Source organism: Buchnera aphidicola (Tuberolachnus salignus), assembly GCF_900016785.1.
Taxonomy (GTDB): domain Bacteria; phylum Pseudomonadota; class Gammaproteobacteria; order Enterobacterales; family Enterobacteriaceae; genus Buchnera_F; species Buchnera_F aphidicola_M.
Window position 1 is genome coordinate 182658 of sequence record NZ_LN890285.1, and the last position, 19381, is coordinate 202038.

Sequence of the window (19381 nt, forward strand, 5' to 3'; positions counted from 1 at the left end):
TATAATTTTTAATTGAATTATGAAGGAAAATTTATGAATACTGCAAATTCAGGAGACAAAACAGAAAGTCCTACATCACATAAAATAAAACAAGCTCAAAAATTAGGACATGTACAAAATTCTTCTAATGTCAATTCTTTTTGTATATTATTTTTTAGCATAATATTATTATGGTGTAATAAATCTATATTTTATAATTTTTTAAGAAAATTATTTATTTTTTGTTTTACATTTAAAATTTTGGAAGTAAATAATAAAATTTTTTTTTCATTATTTTTAAAATATTTATATAAAATAATGATATGTTTTTGTTTTTTTTTTATTTGTATTTTTTTAATTTTATTTTTTATTCCATGGATTATATATAAAAAAAAAATAAAATTTTTTGCAATTAATGTTAATATTGATTTTTTAAATTTTTTTAACATTTTTAAAAAAATTATATCTTGGAATACAATATTTAAATTTTTTACAATATTTCTGCAAGTTTTTTTTATGTTTAGTACTTCTATAATGTTTTTTTTAAAATATTATCCTTCCTTTAATATTTTTTTTTTCAGTTCATTAAATTTTAATATTTCTCTTGGTATTCGTTTTCTTTTTTTATGCAGCATGTTAAATCTTTTGAATTATTTTTTTTTTATAATTTTAGATTTTTTTTGGCAGAAATTTCAATATTTTCAATCTTTAAAAATGACGAAAAAAGAAATTCAAGATGAATATAAAGAATTAGAAGGAAATCCATTTATAAAATCACATATTCGTTATACTATGAAAAATATTTCTAAAAATTCTTTATTACAAGATTTAAAAAAAGCTGATGTTTTAATTTACGATTCAGAAAATTATGCTATTGCATTACAGTATATCATAGAGATAATGGAAGCTCCAAAAGTTATCAGTAGAGGAAAAGGATACATTGTATCAAATATGAAAAAAATTGCAGATTTTTATGATATACCATTATTAGAATCTAAACATATAGCAAAAATTTTATATGAAAATACTTCTAATGGTTATTCAATTCCTAATAATTTTTTTCAAATAACAGCAGAAATTTTTGCTTGGGTTTGGCAATTTAAAATTTGGAAGAAAAAAGGAGGAAATTTTCCGACGTTGCCTAAAAATTTTAAAATTTTTAAAAAATATTAATTTTTGGAGAATTTAAAAGAATGAAATTTATAAATTTTTTTTTATTTTTTTTAAAAAAAAAAGAAAAAATTATTATTAAATCTTTGTTAATACCATGTTTAATATTAGTTTTATTAACTATGTTAATTGTACCTTTATCACCTTTTTTATTAGATATTTTGTTTACTTTTAATATTACTTTGTCAATTATGATTTTAATTTCTACTATGTTAATGCAACATACGTTAGAATTTTCTTCTTTTCCAATAATTTTATTATTTTCAACTTTATTACGTTTATCTTTGAATATAGCGTCTACACGTATTATTCTTTTGAAAGGACATTTAGGTTCTGTTTCGGCAGGATATGTAATTGAGTCTTTTGGTAATTTTTTAGTAGGTGGTAATTTTATTATTGGTATTGTTATATTTATTATTTTAGTTATTATTAATTTTATTGTGATAACAAAGGGGGTAAGTAGAATTTCTGAAGTAGGAGCACGTTTTACATTAGATGCAATGCCAGGAAAACAAATGGCAATTGATTCTGATTTGAATGCTGGTTTAATACAATCTACAGAAGCAAAAAAAAGAAGATTAAAAATTGAAAAAGAAGCTGATTTTTATGGATCTATGGATGGAGCAAGTAAATTTGTACGTGGTGATGCAATAGCAGGAATAATTATTATGTTTGTTAATTTGTTAGGGGGTTTATTTGTAGGTATTTGGCAGCATAATATGACTTTTTCGGAAGCTTCTCAAATATATTGCTTATTAACTATTGGAGATGGTTTAGTAGCTCAAATACCATCTTTAATTATTTCTACTGCTTCCGCTATTATTGTTACTCGTATAAATTCTGATCAAAATAATGTTGGAGATCAAATTTTACAACAACTTTTTAACGTTCCAAAAGTAATTTTATTAAGTGGATTAGTAATAGGAATCTTAGGGTTAATACCTGGAATGCCTCATTTAGTTTTTTTATTATTTACTTTTGGATTATGTATATTATCATGGAGAATTTATAAAAAAGAATTAAATCTTAAAAATTTTGATAAAAAAAAAAAAGATATGTTTACACAAAATGAACATAATATTACTTTGTCTTGGAAAGATGTATCTTTTGAAGAATTAATGGTTATAGAGTTAAGTCATGATTTAATATCTTTAACTCAAACTTCAGATGCAGATGGTTTATTATTACATTTAAATAAAATTAGAAAAAATTTTGCTCAAGAAATTGGTTTTTTACCTTCTATAATACATGTATTAATTAATCATGAACTGTTATTAAACCAATATAGAATTTTAGTTAAAGGTATAGAAATTGCAAGAGGAAAAGTATATTTAAATAAGTTATTAGCAATCGATAATGGTTCTGCAAAAGGCGTTTTAACAGGAAAAAAAATTTATGATCCAGTTTTTAATTTACCTGCTTTTTGGATTAAAAAAGAATTGGAACAAAAAGCAATTTCTAAAAATTTTTTAATAGTTAAAAATTCTATGGTAATTATAACTCATTTTCATAATATAATAAAAAATTATTTTCATGAAATTTTTGGATTCCAAGAAACTCAAGAATTATTGGATTATATATCTCAAAGTACACCGAAATTAGTAGAATCCTTAATTCCATCTAAATTATCTGTTTTTGATTTACAAAAAATTTTACAAAATCTCTTAAAAGAAAAGATTTCAATTAGAGATATTCGTACTATTTTAGAAACCTTATTGGAATTTACTCCAACTATTAAAAAAGATTTAGAAATATTAACTGGTATGGTAAGAATTGCATTACGAAAATCAATAACTCAAAAATATTTTTTTAATTCTGGAGATATTAAAGTATTAGGATTAAATTTTGAATTAGAAACGTTATTATTAAATAACATTGAAAAAAATAATTATATTCTTGATCCTAAATTAGCTGAAAATTTAATTAAAAATACTAAAATAGCTATTGAAATACAAAAAAAAAATAAAAATCCAATAATTTTACTAGTTAATCATTCTTTACGTTTTTTTTTGGCGCGTATTTTTTTTAAAAGTATTCCAGAACTTATAGTGTTATCTTTTTTTGAAATTTCTGAAGAAAGAAATGTTATTATTACAGTTTTTATTCGTTAAATTTATCATATATTTCTTTTAAGTAGAAATAAAATTTATAAAATTACATTATTTTAACAGTAGATATTCCTAACAATTTTAATCCAGTTTTTATTATTTTTGCTGTTAAAATAATTAGTTTTATACGACTAATTTTAATGTTTATATCATTTTCTGAAATAATTGAACAATTTTCATAAAAATTAGAAAAAATTTCTGATAATTTAAATAAATAATTACATAATAAATGTGGAGTTCCATGTTTTTTTATATCTAAAATAATATCAAAAAATTGTAATAATTTAATTGAAATATTTTTTTCATAAATATTATTAATAGTAATTTCATGATTTTTATTCCATTTTATATTTTTATTTTTTTTTAAAATAGAAAGAATACGTGTATAAGCATATTGAATATATAAAGAAGTATTTCCTGTTAATGTTAACATTTGTTTCCAATCAAAAACATAATTTTTTTTTCTATTTTTTGATAATTCAAAATATTTTAATGCACCTATACCTATTTTTTCAGCTGTTTTATCAATATTTTGTACAGACCAATTCTGATTTCTTTTTTGAAGTATTTTTTTTGTTTTTTTTATTGCTTCTGTAATTAAATGTTTTAATTTAATTGTATGTCCTTCTCGAGTTTTAAATGGAGTATTATTTTTTGATAATATCATTCCAAAAGTATGATGCTCTATATGTAAAAAAGATGATAAATAACCTGCACGTTTTGCAATATTTTGAATATTTTTAAAATGTTGAGTTTGTCTGACATCAGTATAATAAATAATTTTGTTAGCTTTTAAAATTTGACTTCGATATTTTAAACATGCTATGTCAGTAGTAGCATATAAATAAGATCCATCTTTTTTTTGTAAAATTACTCCCATTTTTTTTCCAACACGATTTTTTAAAGTAGGAATAATAGAAACTAAATTACCATTTTTTTTAAAAATTATTTTTTTTTTTTTTAAATCTGTAAGCATATTTGGTATTAGAGGATGATAAAAACTTTCTCCAACAATATTTTGAATTTTTAATTTAATTTTTAGTTTTTGATAAATTTTTTGATTTTTTTTAATTGTAATTTCTCTTAATTTTTTCCAGATTTTTATATATTTTGGATTTTTATTTTGTAATTGAAGAGTACAATATTGAGATATTTTATAAAATTTTTTATTAGACTGAATTTTTTTTTGAGATTTTTGGTACAATTTTTCAACATTTTGAAAATTTTTAATAGAATATTTTTTTATATAAGCTAATAACATCCCTATTTGAGCTCCACAATCTCCAATATGATTAATTTGAATAACATGATAACCTAAAAATTTTAAAATGTTAGTTGTAACGTCACCTAAAACAGTAGATCTTAAATGACCTACATGCATTTCTTTTGCAATATTAGGTGAAGAATAATCTACAATAATAATTTTTTTAGAAGGTTTATTATTATTTATTTTTTTTTTATTAAACATATTATTAATTTTTAAACAAATCCAAGCATTTTTTATAGTAAAATTAATAAAACCAGTATCTGTAATTTGAATTGATTGATAAAAAAAATTTTTATTCATTTTTTCTGATACTTTTTTTGCTAATGTATAAGTATTAATATTTAAAATTTTAGATAATTTAATAATTCCATTGATTTGATAATCAAATTTTTTTTTTTTGAAATATTTTTGAATATTAGGTTGAAAATTTTTTGGAGCTCCTAATTCAATACAAATTTTGTATATATTTTTTTGTAAATTTTTTAAAAGAGTCATATAATTATTTTTTTCCGAATATTTAAATAAATAATAATATTAAATTATAATTGATTCTGTATGTTGAAAAAACTTAAATAATTAAAAAATTATATTTAAAATTTTAATTTAAATATAATATAATTATATTATATATTGATTTTTTTAATGTAAAAGAATTTTTATTAAAACTATTAATATTTTTTTATCCAATATATTATTGAAAATATTTTTAATATTTTGAAAAATAAAAGAAACATTATATTTAAATAAAAAATATATTTGAAATTTTTAAATTTTTTGAATTATGAATTGTTATATTTATTTATAATAATAAAAATTTTATATATTTAAATTTTATTTTAAAAACATGTTGACTTTTTTTAGAAAAGATATATTATAGATTCTGTAAACAAAATGTTCTTTAAAAAATAATCAAAAAATTTGAGTGAATATAGAATAATCAAATATTCAAATAGCTTTAAAAAGAACACTAATTATTAATTAACAATTAATGTTTTTGAAGTTTGTTATACAATTGAAGAGTTTGATCATGGCTCAGATTGAACGCTGGCGGCAAGCCTAACACATGCAAGTCGTGCGGCATCGTGAAATTGTTTTTTAATTTTGACGGCGAGCGGCGAACGGGTGAGTAATATCTGGGGATCTACCTAAATGAGGGGGATAACCATTGGAAACGGTGGCTAATACCGCATAAAGTTTACGAACCAAAGTGGGGGACTTTTTTTAAAAAGCCTCATGCATTTAGATGAACCCAGACGAGATTAGCTAGATGGTAAGGTAATAGCTTACCATGGCTACGATCTCTAGCTGGTCTGAGAGGATGACCAGCCACACTGGAACTGAGACACGGTCCAGACTCTTACGGGAGGCAGCAGTGGGGAATATTGCACAATGGGCGAAAGCCTGATGCAGCTATGCCGCGTGTATGAAGAAGGCCTTCGGGTTGTAAAGTACTTTCAGTAGGGAAGAATGAATTAAAATTAATACTTTTAATTAGTGACGTTACCTACAGAAGAAGCACCGGCTAACTCCGTGCCAGCAGCCGCGGTAATACGGAGGGTGCTAGCGTTAATCAGAATTACTGGGCGTAAAGAGCTCGTAGGCGGTATTTTAAGTCAGATGTGAAATCCCTGGGCTTAACCTAGGAACTGCATTTGAAACTGAAATACTAGAGTTTCGTAGAGGGAGGTAGAATTCTAGGTGTAGCGGTGAAATGCGTAGATATCTGGAGGAATACCAGTGGCGAAAGCGGCCTCCTGGACGAAAACTGACGCTGAGGTGCGAAAGCGTGGGGAGCAAACAGGATTAGATACCCTGGTAGTCCATGCTGTAAACGATGTCGACTTGGAGGTTGTTTCCTTAGAGAAGTGACTTCCGTAGCTAACGCGTTAAGTCGACCGCCTGGGGAGTACGGCCGCAAGGCTAAAACTCAAATGAATTGACGGGGGCCCGCACAAGCGGTGGAGCATGTGGTTTAATTCGATGCAACGCGAAAAACCTTACCTGGTCTTGACATCCATAAAATTTTATAGAAATATAGAAGTGCCTTCGGGAATTATGAGACAGGTGCTGCATGGCTGTCGTCAGCTCGTGTTGTGAAATGTTGGGTTAAGTCCCGCAACGAGCGCAACCCTTATCCTTTGTTGCCATCGGTTCGGCCGGGAACTCAGGGGAGACTGCCGGTTATAAACCGGAGGAAGGTGGGGACGACGTCAAGTCATCATGGCCCTTACGACCAGGGCTACACACGTGCTACAATGGTACATACAAAGAGAAGCAACTCTGCGAAGATAAGCAAACCTCATAAAGTGTATCGTAGTTCGGACTGGAGTCTGCAACTCGACTCCACGAAGTCGGAATCGCTAGTAATCGTGGATCAGAATGCCACGGTGAATACGTTCCCGGGCCTTGTACACACCGCCCGTCACACCATGGGAGTGGGTTGCAAAAGAAGCAGGTATCTTAACCAGTTTTTTTGGAAGGAGCTTACCACTTTGTGATTCATGACTGGGGTGAAGTCGTAACAAGGTAACCGTAGGGGAACCTGCGGTTGGATCACCTCCTTAAAATTATTAATATTTGATTATAGATATATTCATAAAATTTTTTTGATTATTTATAAAGGCTTGTAGCTCAGCTGGTTAGAGCACACCCCTGATAAGGGTGAGGTCGGTGGTTCAAGTCCACTCAGGCCTACCAATTGTTTTTAATTAGGGGCTATAGCTCAGCTGGGAGAGCGCCTGCCTTGCACGCAGGAGGTCAGCGGTTCAATCCCGCTTAGCTCCAAATAATTTTAAAAAATTATTTTTTTTTAAATTGATATTTTTTATCATAATATTTTGGATTTTTTGCTTCTTTTCTAGCAATAATGTCACATAAATTTTGTATAGTATTTTTTATATGTCCTTTTGTCCATATCCATTTAATTTTATGTGAATTTAATAAATTATGTAATAAAATCCATAAATCTTTATTTTTTATTTTATTTTTATTCTTTTTTTTCCAATTGTTTTTTTCCCAATTTTTATACCAAAATAATATTCCTTTTCTTAAATATTGACTATCTGTAGTAATTGTCACATTACATTTTTCTTTTAATGCTTTAAATCCATAAATAGCTGCCATTAATTCCATTCTATTATTAGTTGTTAAATAAAATCCTTTACTAATGATTTTTTGATATGTAAAATATTTTATAATTACACAAAAACCACCTGAACCAGGATTTTTTAAACATGACCCGTCTGTAAACATTTGTATTTTTTTTTTCATATAATCATTTTATTTAAGGTGAAATTAAATATGAATTTTTGTTCAATAAATCGAAAAATTTTTTTAGATACTGAAACGACCGGTATGAATAAAACAGGAAATTTATGTATTAATCATAAAATTATTGAAATTGGTGCTATTGAAATGATTAATCGTAAATTAACTGGAAAAAAAATTCATTTTTATTTAAAACCTGGTCGTTTAATTGATCCAGAAGCATATAAAATTCATGGTATTTCAAATCAATTTTTATCCAAAAAACCTTTTTTTTATGAAGTATCTCAAAAAATTCTAAATTTTTTAAAAAATTCTACTGTTATTGTACATAATGCTATTTTCGATATTAGTTTTTTAAATTATGAATTTAGTTTAATTTCTTCTCAAATTCCAAAATTAAATAAAATTTGTAAAATTGTTGATACTTTAATTTTGGCGCGGAAACTATTTCCTGGAAAAAAAAATACTTTAGATGCTTTATGTCAACGATATCATATTAATTCTAAAAATCGTATATTACATGGTGCTTTATTAGATGCACAATTATTATCAAAAGTTTATTTATCTATGACTAGTAAACAAGAAAGTATTTTTTTTTCTCCTCAAAAAAACACATCATATAATATTACATATGATTATAACTTAGAAAATAAAATTATTTCTCATATTATATATGCAACTCAAAAAGAAACAAATGATCATGTAAAATATTTAAAAAATATATGTAATATTTCAAAAAAAAAAATTTGGTAAAACGTTATAATATTTCTTGACGTATTTTATAAATAATTATAAAATATTTATTATTTAAAGATGGTGCGGTAGTTCAGTTGGTTAGAATATCGGCCTGTCACGCCGGAGGTCACGGGTTCAAATCCCGTCCGCACCGAAAAGTTTAATTATTTTAAAAAAATTTTTTTATTTTTTTTAAAATATATTTTTAAAAAGGAATAAAAATATGAATTTAGACGATTCTGAAAATATTAATGAAAAAAAAACATCTAAACTTATAACTCAAAATCAAGATTCTAAAAATTTTTTAGAGTCTCCAGAATATAAAAATATTTTAAAAACATTAAATCAATATAAAAAAAAATTTTTGGAAAAAAAAATAGAATATGATTCAAAATTGTTAAATTTTAATCAAATGATGCAAAAAAATATCAGTAAAGTTTATAGTTTTTATTTAGAAAAAAAATTTTTAGAAATTTTGCCTATATTGGATTGTTTAGAATCTTCATTAAACGTATTAGAAACTTCAGAAATTCAAAGTAAAAGTTTTAAAATAAATTTAGAAAAAATTTATAAACAATTTATATCTTTTTTTAAAGAATATAAAGTTGTAGAAATTAATCAAAATAATATTCCTTTTAATCCATCTATTCATCAAGCGATGTCATTAGATTTTTCTGGTAAGTATCCTGATAATTATGTTTCACATATCATACAAAAAGGATATTTATTAAATATTAAATTATTGCGACCTGCATTAGTTTCCGTATCTCAAAATAAAATTTTAAAAAAAAATAATTAATTTTTTTTTAAAATAATTTTTTTTATTTAATATTATTTTTTTATTTCGAGAATATTTTTTTATGAAAAATAAAAAAAATTGTAAAAAAAGTTTTTTAAATAAAAAAGCGAAATTTAAATTTCATTTATTTAAAGAAATAATAGCAGGATTATCTTTAAAAGGATGGGAAGTAAAATCTATTAGAATGGGTCGTATTAACATTTCTAATGGATATATATCTATTAAAAATAATGAAGCTTTTTTGATAAATTCTGATTTTCAACCTTTAAAAACCGTTTTTTTTTATTCAAGTTGTAATCCATATCGTGAAAGAAAATTATTATTACATAAAAAAGAAATAAAAAATTTATTAAAATTTACTTCTATATTAGGATATACTATTGTTCCATTAAAATTATTTTGGAAAAATTCTATTTGTAAATTATTAATTAGTATCGCAAAAGGTAAAAAATTATATGATAAAAGATTACATAAAAAAAAAGAATCTTGGAAGTTAGAAAAATTTATGTTACAAAAACATTCTTTTTTAAAAAAAATATAATTTTTTAATTTTTTTATGAAAAATAAGATTTATGGTTTATCAAATGAAGAAAAATGGATGCGACATGCGATATTATTAGCTAAAAAAGGAGAAAAAAAAGGTGAAGTTCCGATTGGTGCAGTACTAATACATAAACAAAAAATAATAGGACATGGTTGGAATTCATGTATTAAAAAAAATGATATTAGTGCGCATGCAGAAATTTTAGCTATTAGAACTGCAGGTCAATTTTTAAATAATTATCGTTTATTAAATACGTCTTTATATGTAACACATGAACCTTGTTTAATGTGTTCTGCTGCAATTTTCCATGCGCGTATTACACGTGTCATATATGGTTCATATAGTATTAAAATAGACAAATTGACAAATTTTTTTTTATTTATAAAAAATAAAAAAAAGCATCATATAAAAGAAATTATTTCTGGTGTATTATTATATGAATGCTCAATGTTATTAAAAATGTTTTTTAAAAGAAAAAGAAAAAAAATATGTTAATATTCTAATAAAACAATAGATTGAGCATATTTTTTTGTATCTGTAATACTGAGATGTATTTTATATGTTTTCTTTTGAAAAATTTTATGTATTTTTTTTTTTAAAATTCTAATTTTTGGTTTTCCTTTTCGATTGTTAAAAATTTCTAAATTTTTTAAAATATTAGGATATGTGAAACCAATACCTAAAGCTTTCATACAAGCTTCTTTGGCAGTAAATCGTTTCGCTAAAAAAGATGATTTTTTTTTTTTTTTCATAAATTCTTTTAATTCTAATGTAGATAAAATTTTTAAAGGAATTTTCAGAGAATATTTATGTAATAGTTCTTTAAATCTTTTAATTTCTATTGTATCTATACCAATTCCAAAAATAGACATTATTTTTCTTTTTTATAGTTAAATATTTTTTTTTAAAATAATTTTTAATTTTAAATGTGTTTTTTTTTTAAATAATTTTTCTATATTTTTTTGAGACTTTATACAAAAATTTTTAATTTTTTCTCCTTTTTTCCCTATTAATATTTTTTTATATCTCAAATGTGGTATTTGAAGAATACTTTCAATGATATATTCATTTTTAGAATTAATAAAAAATATTGGAATATATATTTTTATCATATATGGAATTTCTTGATGAAAAAATTTTAATAATGTTTTTCTAATAATTTCTGAACTTAAAAATTTTTTGGTACAATTAGTTTTTTCATGTGACAAATATTTATGTTTTTTTTGTGGTATTTTTTTTTGTATTAAAGACATTAATTTTTTAAATTGTATATCTTTTTTAGCTGATAATAACATAATTTCAATTTTTTTAAAATGTTTTGATATATTTTTTAAAAATGGTAATAAAAAATTTTTTTTTTGTATTAAGTCTATTTTATTAATAATTAATACATATGGAACTTTTGAATTTTTAATCCATTGTAGTAATTTTTTTTCTAAATTAGTCCATTGTAAAGCAGTAATAATTAAAAGAATAAAATCTGATTTTTGTATCATAAAATTAATGATTTTTTTATTTAAAATATTTTTTTTTTTTTTAAATAATCCTGGAGAATCAATAAAAATATATTGATATACATTTTTTGTAATAATTCCAATAATTTTTTTTTGTGTTGTATTGATTTTATGAGATGTAATAGAAATTTTATTATTAATTAATTTATTAAATAATGTTGATTTACCCACATTAGTACGACCAATTAAAGTTATAACACCGCAATAAGTATTTTTCATGTTTTTTATTCTATCTCAAGTTTGCTTAATGCATGTTGAGCCGCATTTTGTTCAGCTTTTCTACGGCTTACTCCAATACCTATTAATGGATTTTTTAATCCTTTAACTTCGCAAGAAATAGTAAAAATTTGATTATGTGCTTCACCATATACATGGCTAATATAATATAAAGGTAATGGTAAATGTTTAGATTGTAAATATTCTTGTAATTTTGTTTTTGGATCTTTTTGAATACTATAAGGACTAATTTTTTTAAAACGTTTACGGTACCATTTTAAAACTATTTTTTCTGTAATATTAATATTACTATCTAAAAAAATACTAGCAATAATTGCTTCCATTGTATTTGCTAGAATGGATTCTCTTCTAAACCCACCACTTTTTTTTTCTCCTTGACCTAATTGTAAAAATCCTCCTAAAGAAAATTCGCTAGCTATCTCTGCTAAAGTATTCCCTTTAACTAAAGTAGCACGTATTCTACTCATTCCTCCTTCATTAATATTAGGAAAATAATTATATAAAGCTTTTGCAATGATAAAACTTAAAATAGAATCTCCTAAAAATTCTAATCTTTCATTATGCTGAATACTTGCACTCCTATGTGTTAAAGCATGATGAAGTAAATTTTTGTTTATAAAATAATAACCTAAAAATTTTTGTAATGTATCGAGAATCATAGTATTCATAAAGCACCAATCTAAACAATTAAAAAAGTAATACATCAAAAAATGATGTTGTTTGAATATAATTAATATTTTTTATAATTTTTTAAAGTTTAATGTCATTGAATTTTTTTATATATTCTTTGATAAAAATATTGCAAATTATGAAAATTTTTTTGAAAATAACAATTAAAAAAGATTTTTCTCGCACGTCCTAAAATATTTTTTTTTGGAACAAAACCCCAAAAACGGCTATCATAACTATTGTCGCGATTATCTCCTAAAACAAAATATTGATTTTTTGGAATTTTCCATGTTATTTTTTTATTTTGATCAAATTTTGGATAAATATACAAAGGAATTTTTAATCCTGATGTAATAATAATTTTTTTTATAATGTTTTGAATTTTTTCATATATAAAATGTTTAGAATATATAGAATAAGTTTTTTTATAATTATTTTTTTTTAAAATTTTTTTTTTAGAAAAAAAACATGTTTTTAATTGCATTTTTTTTTTAAAATTATTAGAAAAAATATTTATTTTTTTAGTATAAGGATCATATTGTATGATATCATGCGGAATTCCAATAATACGTTTAATATATATTTTATTTTCATTATGTGGATATTTAAAAACAATAATATCATTTCGTTGTGGATCATGAAAATTTATTAAAATATTTTCTGTAAAAGGATTTTTAAGATTATATTTAAATTTTTCTACATAAATAATATCTCCTGGAATTAATGTAGGAGTCATGGAAGAAGAAGGCACTAAAAAAAATTCATAAAAAAAAAGACGCATAATACATAAAAATATTAAAAATGGATTAATTGTAAAAATATTTTGTATATTTTTTAAAAAAAATAATATTTTTTTTTTTTTAAAAATAAAAAATCGTTTTTTTTTAAATAATGGTATTATAATATAATTTAAAAACCAAAAAAATATTGTATTTATAAGAAAAATATTTATAATTATTGTAAATATTGTACGCATTTTTTATCCTATTTATTTTTGTTCATTTGAAATATAGAAAAAAAAACTTCTTGAGGAATATTTACATTTCCTATTTGTTTCATTTTTTTTTTACCTTTTTTTTGTTGTTTCAATAATTTTTTTTTTCTACTAATATCGCCACCATAACATTTTTCTATAACATTTTTTCGTAATTGTTTTATTGTAGTACGAGCAATAATTGTATTTGAAATAGAAGCTTGAATAGGTATATTAAATTGATGTCGTGGCATAATTTTTTTTATAACTTCAATAATTTTCTTAGAATTTTTTAGTGCATTTTTTTTGTGTTGTATCATAGATAATGAATCAATTTTTATATGATTAATTAAAATATCAATTTTTACTAAATCACTTTTCTTAAATTTTTTAAATTTATATTCTAAAGAAGCATATCCACTTGATATCGTTTTTAATTGATCAAAAAAATCTAAAATAATTTCTGATAAAGGAATAATATATGACATTGAAACACAAGTGTCATGATAAATAATTTTTTGTTGTGTACCTCGTTTTTGTATACAAATTTTTATAATTTCACCGACGTATTTTATTGGCGTTAAAATATGACAAATAGCTAAAGGTTCTCGAATTTCTTTAATAGTATCTAATTTAGGAAATTTTGATGGATTATCTAATAATAAAATTTGATTATTTTTTAATAATATTTCATAAATTACTGTTGGAGCAGTAGAAATAACTTTTATATTATATTCTCGTTCTAAACGTGATTGAACAATTTCCATATGTAATAATCCTAAAAAACCACATCGAAATCCAAATCCTAAAATTTTAGAATTGTCAGGTTCTGTAAAAAGTGAAATATCATTTAATTTTAATTTATTTAATGCATCTCGAAAAAGTATATATTTTTTTGGTTCGAAAGGAAATAAACCAGCATAAATTTTTGGTTTTATTTTTTTAAATTTTGGTAATAAAGTATTTGAAGGATTTTTATAAGAAGTAATAGTTTCTCCAACTAAAGTAGTATCTATTTTTTTGCTTCCAAAAATTATCCATCCAACTTCTCCATTATATAATTTGTCTTTTGGCATGCGTTTCGGAGTAAAAATACCTAAATTTTCTATAATATATATTTTTTTTGTTCTAATAATTAAAATTTTATCTTTTTTCTTTAAAGAACCATTTTTAATTCTTATTAATGAAACAATTCCAAAATATTTATCAAACCAAGAATCTATAATTAAAGCTTGTAAAGAATTTTGAACATTTCCAGAAGGTTGAGGAATAATTTGAACAATTTTTTTTAATAATTCAGATATCCCTTGACCAGTTTTTGCTGAACATTGAACAGCATCTTGAATAGGAATTTTAATAATATTTTTTATATCTTCTAAAACTTTTTTTGGATTAGAATTAGGTAAATCAATTTTGTTTAATACTGGTAAAATTGTTAAATTTAATTTTTGAGCATAATTACAATGCGCAATAGTTTGAGCTTCAATTCCTTGAGTCGTATCTATTACTAATAAGACTCCTTCACAAGCTGACAATGAGCGAAAAACTTCATGAGAGAAATTAACATGTCCTGGAGTATCAATAAAATTTAAGAAAAAAATTTTTTTATTTTTATCTATGTATTTTAAAGTAACACTTTGAGCTTTAATGGTAATACCACGTTCTCTTTCTAAATCCATAGAATCTAAGACTTGATTAAACATTTCTCTTTTTGTTAAACCATTACATTTTTGTATAAGACGATCTGATAAGGTAGTTTTTCCATGATCGATATGTGCAATAATAGAAAAATTTCGTATATTTTTCATGTTATATTTTTTTCCATTATGATAAAATAATTATTATAATTTATTTTATTTTTTAAAAAAAATAAATATTATTTTTTTTTAAAAAAAATTTTATATTATAGATATTATAATATATTGAAAAAAAATAGTTTATTTAATTATAATAATTTTTTCAATATTTTAAAAGATTTTTTTATAATTGAATATTTTGAGAATATAGAAATATGAGAAAAAAAGTTATTGTTGCAATGTCGGGTGGGGTTGATTCTTCTGTTTCTGCTTGGTTATTGTTACAAAAAGGATATCATGTTGAAGGTTTGTTTATGAAAAATTGGGAAGAAGATGATAAAAATGGATATTGTTCTTCTAAAAAAGATTTGTTAGATGCTAAAAAAGTATGCCAAAAATTAGGAATATTTTTACATGTTATAAATTTTTCATATGAATATTGGAAATATGTTTTTTTAAAATTTTTAAAAATATATAAAAATGGACACACTCCAAATCCAGATATTTTGTGCAATCAAATTATTAAATTTAAATATTTTTATAATTTTTCTTTTCAAATATTATCTGCAGATTATATTGCTACTGGACATTATGCGCAACGAATTAAAAAAAAAAATAGATATTATTTATATCGAGCTGAAGATTTAAAAAAAGATCAAAGTTATTTTTTATATACTTTGAAAGAAGAAAAGTTATCTAATATTTTATTTCCTGTAGGTAAATTTTTTAAATCTCAAATACGACGCATAGCTCATAAAATTTCATTATCTGTATTTGATAAAAAAGATTCTATGGGTATTTGTTTTATTTCTCCAAATAATTTTACTCTTTTTTTAAAAAAATATTTATTTGTAAAAAAAGGGAATGTTATTACTATGTCAAATAAAATTATAGGAATACATGAAGGAATATATTATTATACTATTGGGCAACGTACAGGTCTTAAAATAGGAGGTTTAAAAAATACTCCTGGATTTCCTTGGTATGTGGTAAAAAAAAATCATATTAAAAATACTATTACAGTTGTACAAGGATCGCGTAATCCTTATTTATTATCTGTGGGTTGCATAATACATAAAATATCATGGATTAATAAATTTAAATATTCAGAACATTTTTTTTATCATGTACAAATTCGATCTCAATATTCTCCAATTTCGTGTCGTATTTTTTTTTTAAATTCTAAAGATATAAAAATTATATTTCGTATTCCGTTACTTTCTGTTACTCCAGGTCAATCAGCAGTATTATATAATATTAATTGTTGTTTAGGGGGAGGAATAATAACAAACTGTATTCCTTATATCAGTTAAAAAAATATTATTTTTAAAAATATTAATTAAAATATTTATTCTAAAAAAAATATAAATATTTTAATAAGATTTTTTCATAAGGTATATAAAAGATATGAGTTTTTTGAAAGGAAAAAAAATTTTAATTATTGGTATGACAAATAAATTTTCATTGTCTTGGGGTATTGCAAAACAAATGTATCAATATGGAGCAGAATTATCTTTTACCTATCATCAAGAGAAAAATAAAAAAAAAATTCAAAAATTAGCAAAAACAGTGAATTCTAATAGAATCTTTTTTTGTGATGTACAATTAGATACTAGTATTATAAACTTATTTAAAAATTTATCTAAAGTATGGTCATTTTTTGATGGTATTGTTCATTCAGTCGTTTTTTCTACTAATATAAAAAAAAAAGAATTTAATATAGAAAACATTTCTCGTAAAGATTTTCAAATTACTCATGATATTAGTTCTTTTAGTTTATTGGCTATAATTAAAGCTGCTAAAAAATTTTTAAATTTAAAATCTTCTATTTTAACTTTATCTTTTATTGGTTCTTTAAAATATGTTCCTGGGTATGTTTTGTTAAATTCCGCTAAATCTTCTTTAGAATCTAATGTTAAATATTTAGCATATTCATTAGGAAAAAAAAATATTCGTATTAATGTTTTATCATCAGGTCCTATTCTTACTTCATCTTCTAGAAAAATTCATAATTTTTATCAAATTATGAAATATTCTTCAAAATTTTCTCCTTTACGAAGAAAGGTGACTTTAGAAGAAATAGGAAATACTGCATCTTTTTTATGTTCTGATTTGTCATCAGGAATTACAGGTCAAACAATTTATGTAGATTCCGGATTTAATATTTTTGGAATGTTTGAAACAATATAAATTAATATACAAAATAATGTTTTTTTAAAAAAAATATTTTAATATATATAATTTTCCATATTTTACATATTTTACATATTTTATATATTTTTAATAAAAATTTTTTATAAAATTTTATAATATTATAAAATTTTTAAATATTCGATATTATTAACAGGATTGTGTTATATTATGACTTTTCAAAATAATCCATTATTAATTCAATTAAAAAAAAAAATGATTTTAAAATATCCTAAAATCGAAGGTATTGTAAAAAGTACTAAAAAAAATTTTGGATTTTTAGAAACTAATGTAAATAAAATATTCTTTATACCTCCAAAATATATGAAAAATGTTATGCATGGTGATCGTATACAAGGGTATATTAAAATTGAAAAAAATCGGGAAATTATTTATCCAGAAAAGTTAGTAGTTCCTTTTTTAACTAAATTTATAGGATCTATACAGAAAAAAAATAATTTTTTATTTATTCAATCACATTATCCATATGTTCGTAATTTAATATTATGTAATTCTAAAGATATTAAAAAACATGTTTGTGAACATGGAGATTGGGTTATGGCTGAATTAACTGAGCACCCTTTACAAAAAAAAAATAGATTTTATGCAATTATTTTAAAATTTATTGTAAAAAAAATTAATCCTTTAGCTCCTTGGTATGTTATTTTAGCTCGACATAATTTAAAAAAGAGCTCACCAAATGTTCATATTACACATGATTTTAATTTATATCATAATGAAAAAAACAGAACAGATTTAACGCATTTAAATTTTATTACTATTGATAATCAATACACAAAAGATATTGATGATGCTATTTTTATTAAAGAAATTACAGAAAAAAAATTTCTTTTAATGGTAGCAATAGCCGATCCTACAGAATTTGTTTATAAAAATACAAAATTAGATAAGATAGCAAAAAAACGTAGTTTTACACATTATTTGCCTGGATTTAATATTCCTATGTTACCAAGGAAATTATCTGAAGATATTTGTTCTTTAAAACCATTTTTAACTCGCCCCTCTATTGTTTGTAGTGTAGTAATTAATATAGATGGTAGTATTTCTACAAAAAAAATTAATTTTTTTTTAGCTTGGATACAATCAAAAAGTAAACTAACATATGAAAATGTTTCAAATTGGTTAGAAAAAAAAGGAACTTGGATTCCAGAAAACGATTATATTAAAAAGCAAATTATATTATTAAAAAAAATTTATGATATTCGCCATTTATGGCGCAATAAATTTGCTTTTATTTTTCCAGATAAACCTGAGTTTCGTTTTCATTTTTCAGAAAGTTGGGAAGTATTAAATGTTTCTTTAGAATCTCGTCGTATTGCTCATCGTATGATTGAAGAAGCTATGATTGCTGTAAATATTTGTGCAGCGACATTTTTAAGTAAAAAGTTAGGGTTTGGTTTATATAATATTCATTCTGGTTTTGATATTTTTAATGCTATTAATGTATGTAAATTTTTAAAAGAATATCAAATAGAATATCATCCTCAAGAAATCATGACTTTAGAAGGTTTTTGTAAATTAAGACGTCATATTAAAGAAATTTCTAATAATTATATAAATTATCGTTTATATAGATTTCAAAATTTTGGAGAAATAAGTCTTACTCCTCGCCCACATTATGCATTAGGTTTTCCAGTCTATGCAACATGGACTTCTCCAATTAGAAAATATAGCGATCTTATTAATCATCGATTAATAAAATCGATTATTAAAGGTGAAAAAAATATTATCAAACCTACCGAATCAATTATTAATAATATTATTCTTCAAAAAAGAAGGACTCGTTTAGCAAATCGGGATTTAGAAGATTGGTTGTATATACGTTTTTTAAGATCTTATAACCATAAAAAAAAAATTTTTCAAGCAAATATTATTGATATTTTACGTAATGGAATTCGGGCGAGATTAATTCAAAATGGAGCTTTTATTTTTATTCCATCTTTTTATATTCATAACATTCAAAAAGAATTAGTTTTTTATCCTGACATAGGAATGGTATATATACGTAACAAAATTTATTATCGTGTATCTGATATAATTATGGTTTATATTGTTACTATTAAATTTGAAACTAAAAAAATTATTGCTTGTATTGCATGATTTTTGAGTTTT

Annotated in this window: 16 protein-coding genes, 3 tRNA genes and 1 rRNA gene; 13 read left to right on the forward strand and 7 right to left on the reverse strand. The window is 22.8% G+C overall.

Annotated elements, in window-relative coordinates:
* Positions 1 to 33 precede the first annotated feature (33 nt).
* Together BTSPAZIEG_RS00795 and flhA are read left to right on the forward strand one after the other, a co-directional pair.
* Positions 34 to 1152 (forward strand): EscU/YscU/HrcU family type III secretion system export apparatus switch protein, encoded by a 1119-nt coding sequence (locus BTSPAZIEG_RS00795; RefSeq protein ID WP_075472524.1) that lies wholly within the window; start codon positions 34 to 36, stop codon positions 1150 to 1152.
* A gap of 20 nt (positions 1153 to 1172) precedes the next feature.
* Positions 1173 to 3260: a flagellar biosynthesis protein FlhA gene (gene flhA / locus BTSPAZIEG_RS00800; RefSeq protein ID WP_075472526.1), complete on the forward strand. Its 2088-nt coding sequence runs from the start codon at positions 1173 to 1175 to the stop codon at positions 3258 to 3260.
* 43 nt (positions 3261 to 3303) lie between these two features.
* Here the strand turns inward: flhA and argS are convergent, their stop codons facing one another.
* Positions 3304 to 5019: an arginine--tRNA ligase gene (gene argS / locus BTSPAZIEG_RS00805; protein ID WP_075472529.1), complete on the reverse strand. Its 1716-nt coding sequence runs from the start codon at positions 5017 to 5019 to the stop codon at positions 3304 to 3306.
* Between the two features lie 514 nt (positions 5020 to 5533).
* Here argS and BTSPAZIEG_RS00810 point away from each other — a divergent pair.
* The 3 genes from BTSPAZIEG_RS00810 to BTSPAZIEG_RS00820 all read left to right on the forward strand — a co-directional run bounded on the left by BTSPAZIEG_RS00810 (position 5534) and on the right by BTSPAZIEG_RS00820 (position 7308).
* Positions 5534 to 7088: ribosomal RNA gene (locus tag BTSPAZIEG_RS00810) — 16S ribosomal RNA — on the forward strand.
* 56 nt (positions 7089 to 7144) lie between these two features.
* A tRNA-Ile gene (locus tag BTSPAZIEG_RS00815) sits at positions 7145 to 7221 on the forward strand.
* A gap of 14 nt (positions 7222 to 7235) precedes the next feature.
* Positions 7236 to 7308 (forward strand) — tRNA-Ala (locus tag BTSPAZIEG_RS00820).
* Positions 7309 to 7323: 15 nt separating this feature from the next.
* On the opposite strand, the gene rnhA is transcribed toward BTSPAZIEG_RS00820, so the two are convergent.
* A complete protein-coding gene (gene rnhA, locus BTSPAZIEG_RS00825; RefSeq protein ID WP_075472531.1) occupies positions 7324 to 7794 on the reverse strand; it encodes a ribonuclease HI in 471 nt (156 codons plus the stop codon).
* Between the two features lie 30 nt (positions 7795 to 7824).
* On the opposite strand from rnhA, the gene dnaQ reads away from it, so the two are divergent.
* The 5 genes from dnaQ (at position 7825) to tadA (ending at position 10364) form a co-directional block, all read left to right on the forward strand.
* Positions 7825 to 8544, forward strand: a complete 720-nt coding sequence (dnaQ, locus tag BTSPAZIEG_RS00830; RefSeq protein ID WP_082252439.1) for a DNA polymerase III subunit epsilon — start codon at positions 7825 to 7827, stop codon at positions 8542 to 8544.
* A gap of 62 nt (positions 8545 to 8606) precedes the next feature.
* Positions 8607 to 8680 (forward strand) — tRNA-Asp (locus tag BTSPAZIEG_RS00835).
* A gap of 69 nt (positions 8681 to 8749) precedes the next feature.
* On the forward strand, positions 8750 to 9325 hold the full coding sequence (locus BTSPAZIEG_RS00840; RefSeq protein ID WP_075472533.1) for a nucleotide exchange factor GrpE: 576 nt from the start codon (positions 8750 to 8752) through the stop codon (positions 9323 to 9325).
* 61 nt (positions 9326 to 9386) lie between these two features.
* Positions 9387 to 9866 carry an SsrA-binding protein SmpB gene (smpB, locus tag BTSPAZIEG_RS00845; RefSeq protein WP_075472535.1) on the forward strand — a complete coding sequence of 160 codons (480 nt, stop codon included), beginning with the start codon at positions 9387 to 9389 and terminating at the stop codon, positions 9864 to 9866.
* Positions 9867 to 9881: 15 nt separating this feature from the next.
* On the forward strand, positions 9882 to 10364 hold the full coding sequence (gene tadA, locus BTSPAZIEG_RS00850) for a tRNA adenosine(34) deaminase TadA (protein ID WP_075472537.1): 483 nt from the start codon (positions 9882 to 9884) through the stop codon (positions 10362 to 10364).
* Here tadA and acpS read toward each other — a convergent pair.
* The 5 genes from acpS to lepA form a co-directional block, all read right to left on the reverse strand.
* Entirely contained in the window at positions 10361 to 10741 is a 381-nt protein-coding gene (acpS, locus tag BTSPAZIEG_RS00855) for a holo-ACP synthase (RefSeq protein ID WP_075472539.1), read from the reverse strand. The genes tadA and acpS overlap by 4 nt on opposite strands.
* Positions 10742 to 10759: 18 nt before the next feature.
* On the reverse strand, positions 10760 to 11602 hold the full coding sequence (gene era, locus BTSPAZIEG_RS00860) for a GTPase Era (protein WP_075472541.1): 843 nt from the start codon (positions 11600 to 11602) through the stop codon (positions 10760 to 10762).
* 5 nt (positions 11603 to 11607) lie between these two features.
* Positions 11608 to 12288 carry a ribonuclease III gene (gene rnc, locus BTSPAZIEG_RS00865; RefSeq protein WP_075472543.1) on the reverse strand — a complete coding sequence of 227 codons (681 nt, stop codon included), beginning with the start codon at positions 12286 to 12288 and terminating at the stop codon, positions 11608 to 11610.
* Positions 12289 to 12383: 95 nt separating this feature from the next.
* On the reverse strand, positions 12384 to 13265 hold the full coding sequence (gene lepB, locus BTSPAZIEG_RS00870) for a signal peptidase I (protein WP_075472545.1): 882 nt from the start codon (positions 13263 to 13265) through the stop codon (positions 12384 to 12386).
* An 8-nt stretch (positions 13266 to 13273) separates the two neighbouring features.
* On the reverse strand, positions 13274 to 15070 hold the full coding sequence (gene lepA / locus BTSPAZIEG_RS00875) for a translation elongation factor 4 (RefSeq protein ID WP_075472547.1): 1797 nt from the start codon (positions 15068 to 15070) through the stop codon (positions 13274 to 13276).
* Between the two features lie 203 nt (positions 15071 to 15273).
* Between lepA and mnmA the strand changes: the two genes are divergently transcribed.
* The 3 genes from mnmA to BTSPAZIEG_RS00890 all read left to right on the forward strand — a co-directional run bounded on the left by mnmA (position 15274) and on the right by BTSPAZIEG_RS00890 (position 19369).
* Positions 15274 to 16371, forward strand: coding sequence for a tRNA 2-thiouridine(34) synthase MnmA (mnmA, locus tag BTSPAZIEG_RS00880; protein ID WP_075472549.1), 1098 nt, complete (start codon positions 15274 to 15276; stop codon positions 16369 to 16371).
* A 94-nt stretch (positions 16372 to 16465) separates the two neighbouring features.
* Entirely contained in the window at positions 16466 to 17248 is a 783-nt protein-coding gene (locus tag BTSPAZIEG_RS00885; RefSeq protein WP_075472551.1) for an enoyl-ACP reductase FabI, read from the forward strand.
* A 171-nt stretch (positions 17249 to 17419) separates the two neighbouring features.
* Positions 17420 to 19369 (forward strand): exoribonuclease II, encoded by a 1950-nt coding sequence (locus BTSPAZIEG_RS00890; protein WP_075472553.1) that lies wholly within the window; start codon positions 17420 to 17422, stop codon positions 19367 to 19369.
* The last annotated feature ends 12 nt before the right edge of the window (positions 19370 to 19381 follow it).

Bases quoted from the DNA above. Each gene is read 5' to 3' on its own strand.
- BTSPAZIEG_RS00795 (WP_075472524.1), top strand. From the start codon at position 34: ATGAATACTGCAAATTCAGGAGACAAAACAGAAAGTCCTACATCACAT.
- flhA (WP_075472526.1), top strand. From the start codon at position 1,173: ATGAAATTTATAAATTTTTTTTTATTTTTTTTAAAAAAAAAAGAAAAA.
- argS (WP_075472529.1), bottom strand. From the start codon at position 5,019: ATGACTCTTTTAAAAAATTTACAAAAAAATATATACAAAATTTGTATT.
- rnhA (WP_075472531.1), bottom strand. From the start codon at position 7,794: ATGAAAAAAAAAATACAAATGTTTACAGACGGGTCATGTTTAAAAAAT.
- dnaQ (WP_082252439.1), top strand. From the start codon at position 7,825: ATGAATTTTTGTTCAATAAATCGAAAAATTTTTTTAGATACTGAAACG.
- BTSPAZIEG_RS00840 (WP_075472533.1), top strand. From the start codon at position 8,750: ATGAATTTAGACGATTCTGAAAATATTAATGAAAAAAAAACATCTAAA.
- smpB (WP_075472535.1), top strand. From the start codon at position 9,387: ATGAAAAATAAAAAAAATTGTAAAAAAAGTTTTTTAAATAAAAAAGCG.
- tadA (WP_075472537.1), top strand. From the start codon at position 9,882: ATGAAAAATAAGATTTATGGTTTATCAAATGAAGAAAAATGGATGCGA.
- acpS (WP_075472539.1), bottom strand. From the start codon at position 10,741: ATGTCTATTTTTGGAATTGGTATAGATACAATAGAAATTAAAAGATTT.
- era (WP_075472541.1), bottom strand. From the start codon at position 11,602: ATGAAAAATACTTATTGCGGTGTTATAACTTTAATTGGTCGTACTAAT.
- rnc (WP_075472543.1), bottom strand. From the start codon at position 12,288: ATGAATACTATGATTCTCGATACATTACAAAAATTTTTAGGTTATTAT.
- lepB (WP_075472545.1), bottom strand. From the start codon at position 13,265: ATGCGTACAATATTTACAATAATTATAAATATTTTTCTTATAAATACA.
- lepA (WP_075472547.1), bottom strand. From the start codon at position 15,070: ATGAAAAATATACGAAATTTTTCTATTATTGCACATATCGATCATGGA.
- mnmA (WP_075472549.1), top strand. From the start codon at position 15,274: ATGAGAAAAAAAGTTATTGTTGCAATGTCGGGTGGGGTTGATTCTTCT.
- BTSPAZIEG_RS00885 (WP_075472551.1), top strand. From the start codon at position 16,466: ATGAGTTTTTTGAAAGGAAAAAAAATTTTAATTATTGGTATGACAAAT.
- BTSPAZIEG_RS00890 (WP_075472553.1), top strand. From the start codon at position 17,420: ATGACTTTTCAAAATAATCCATTATTAATTCAATTAAAAAAAAAAATG.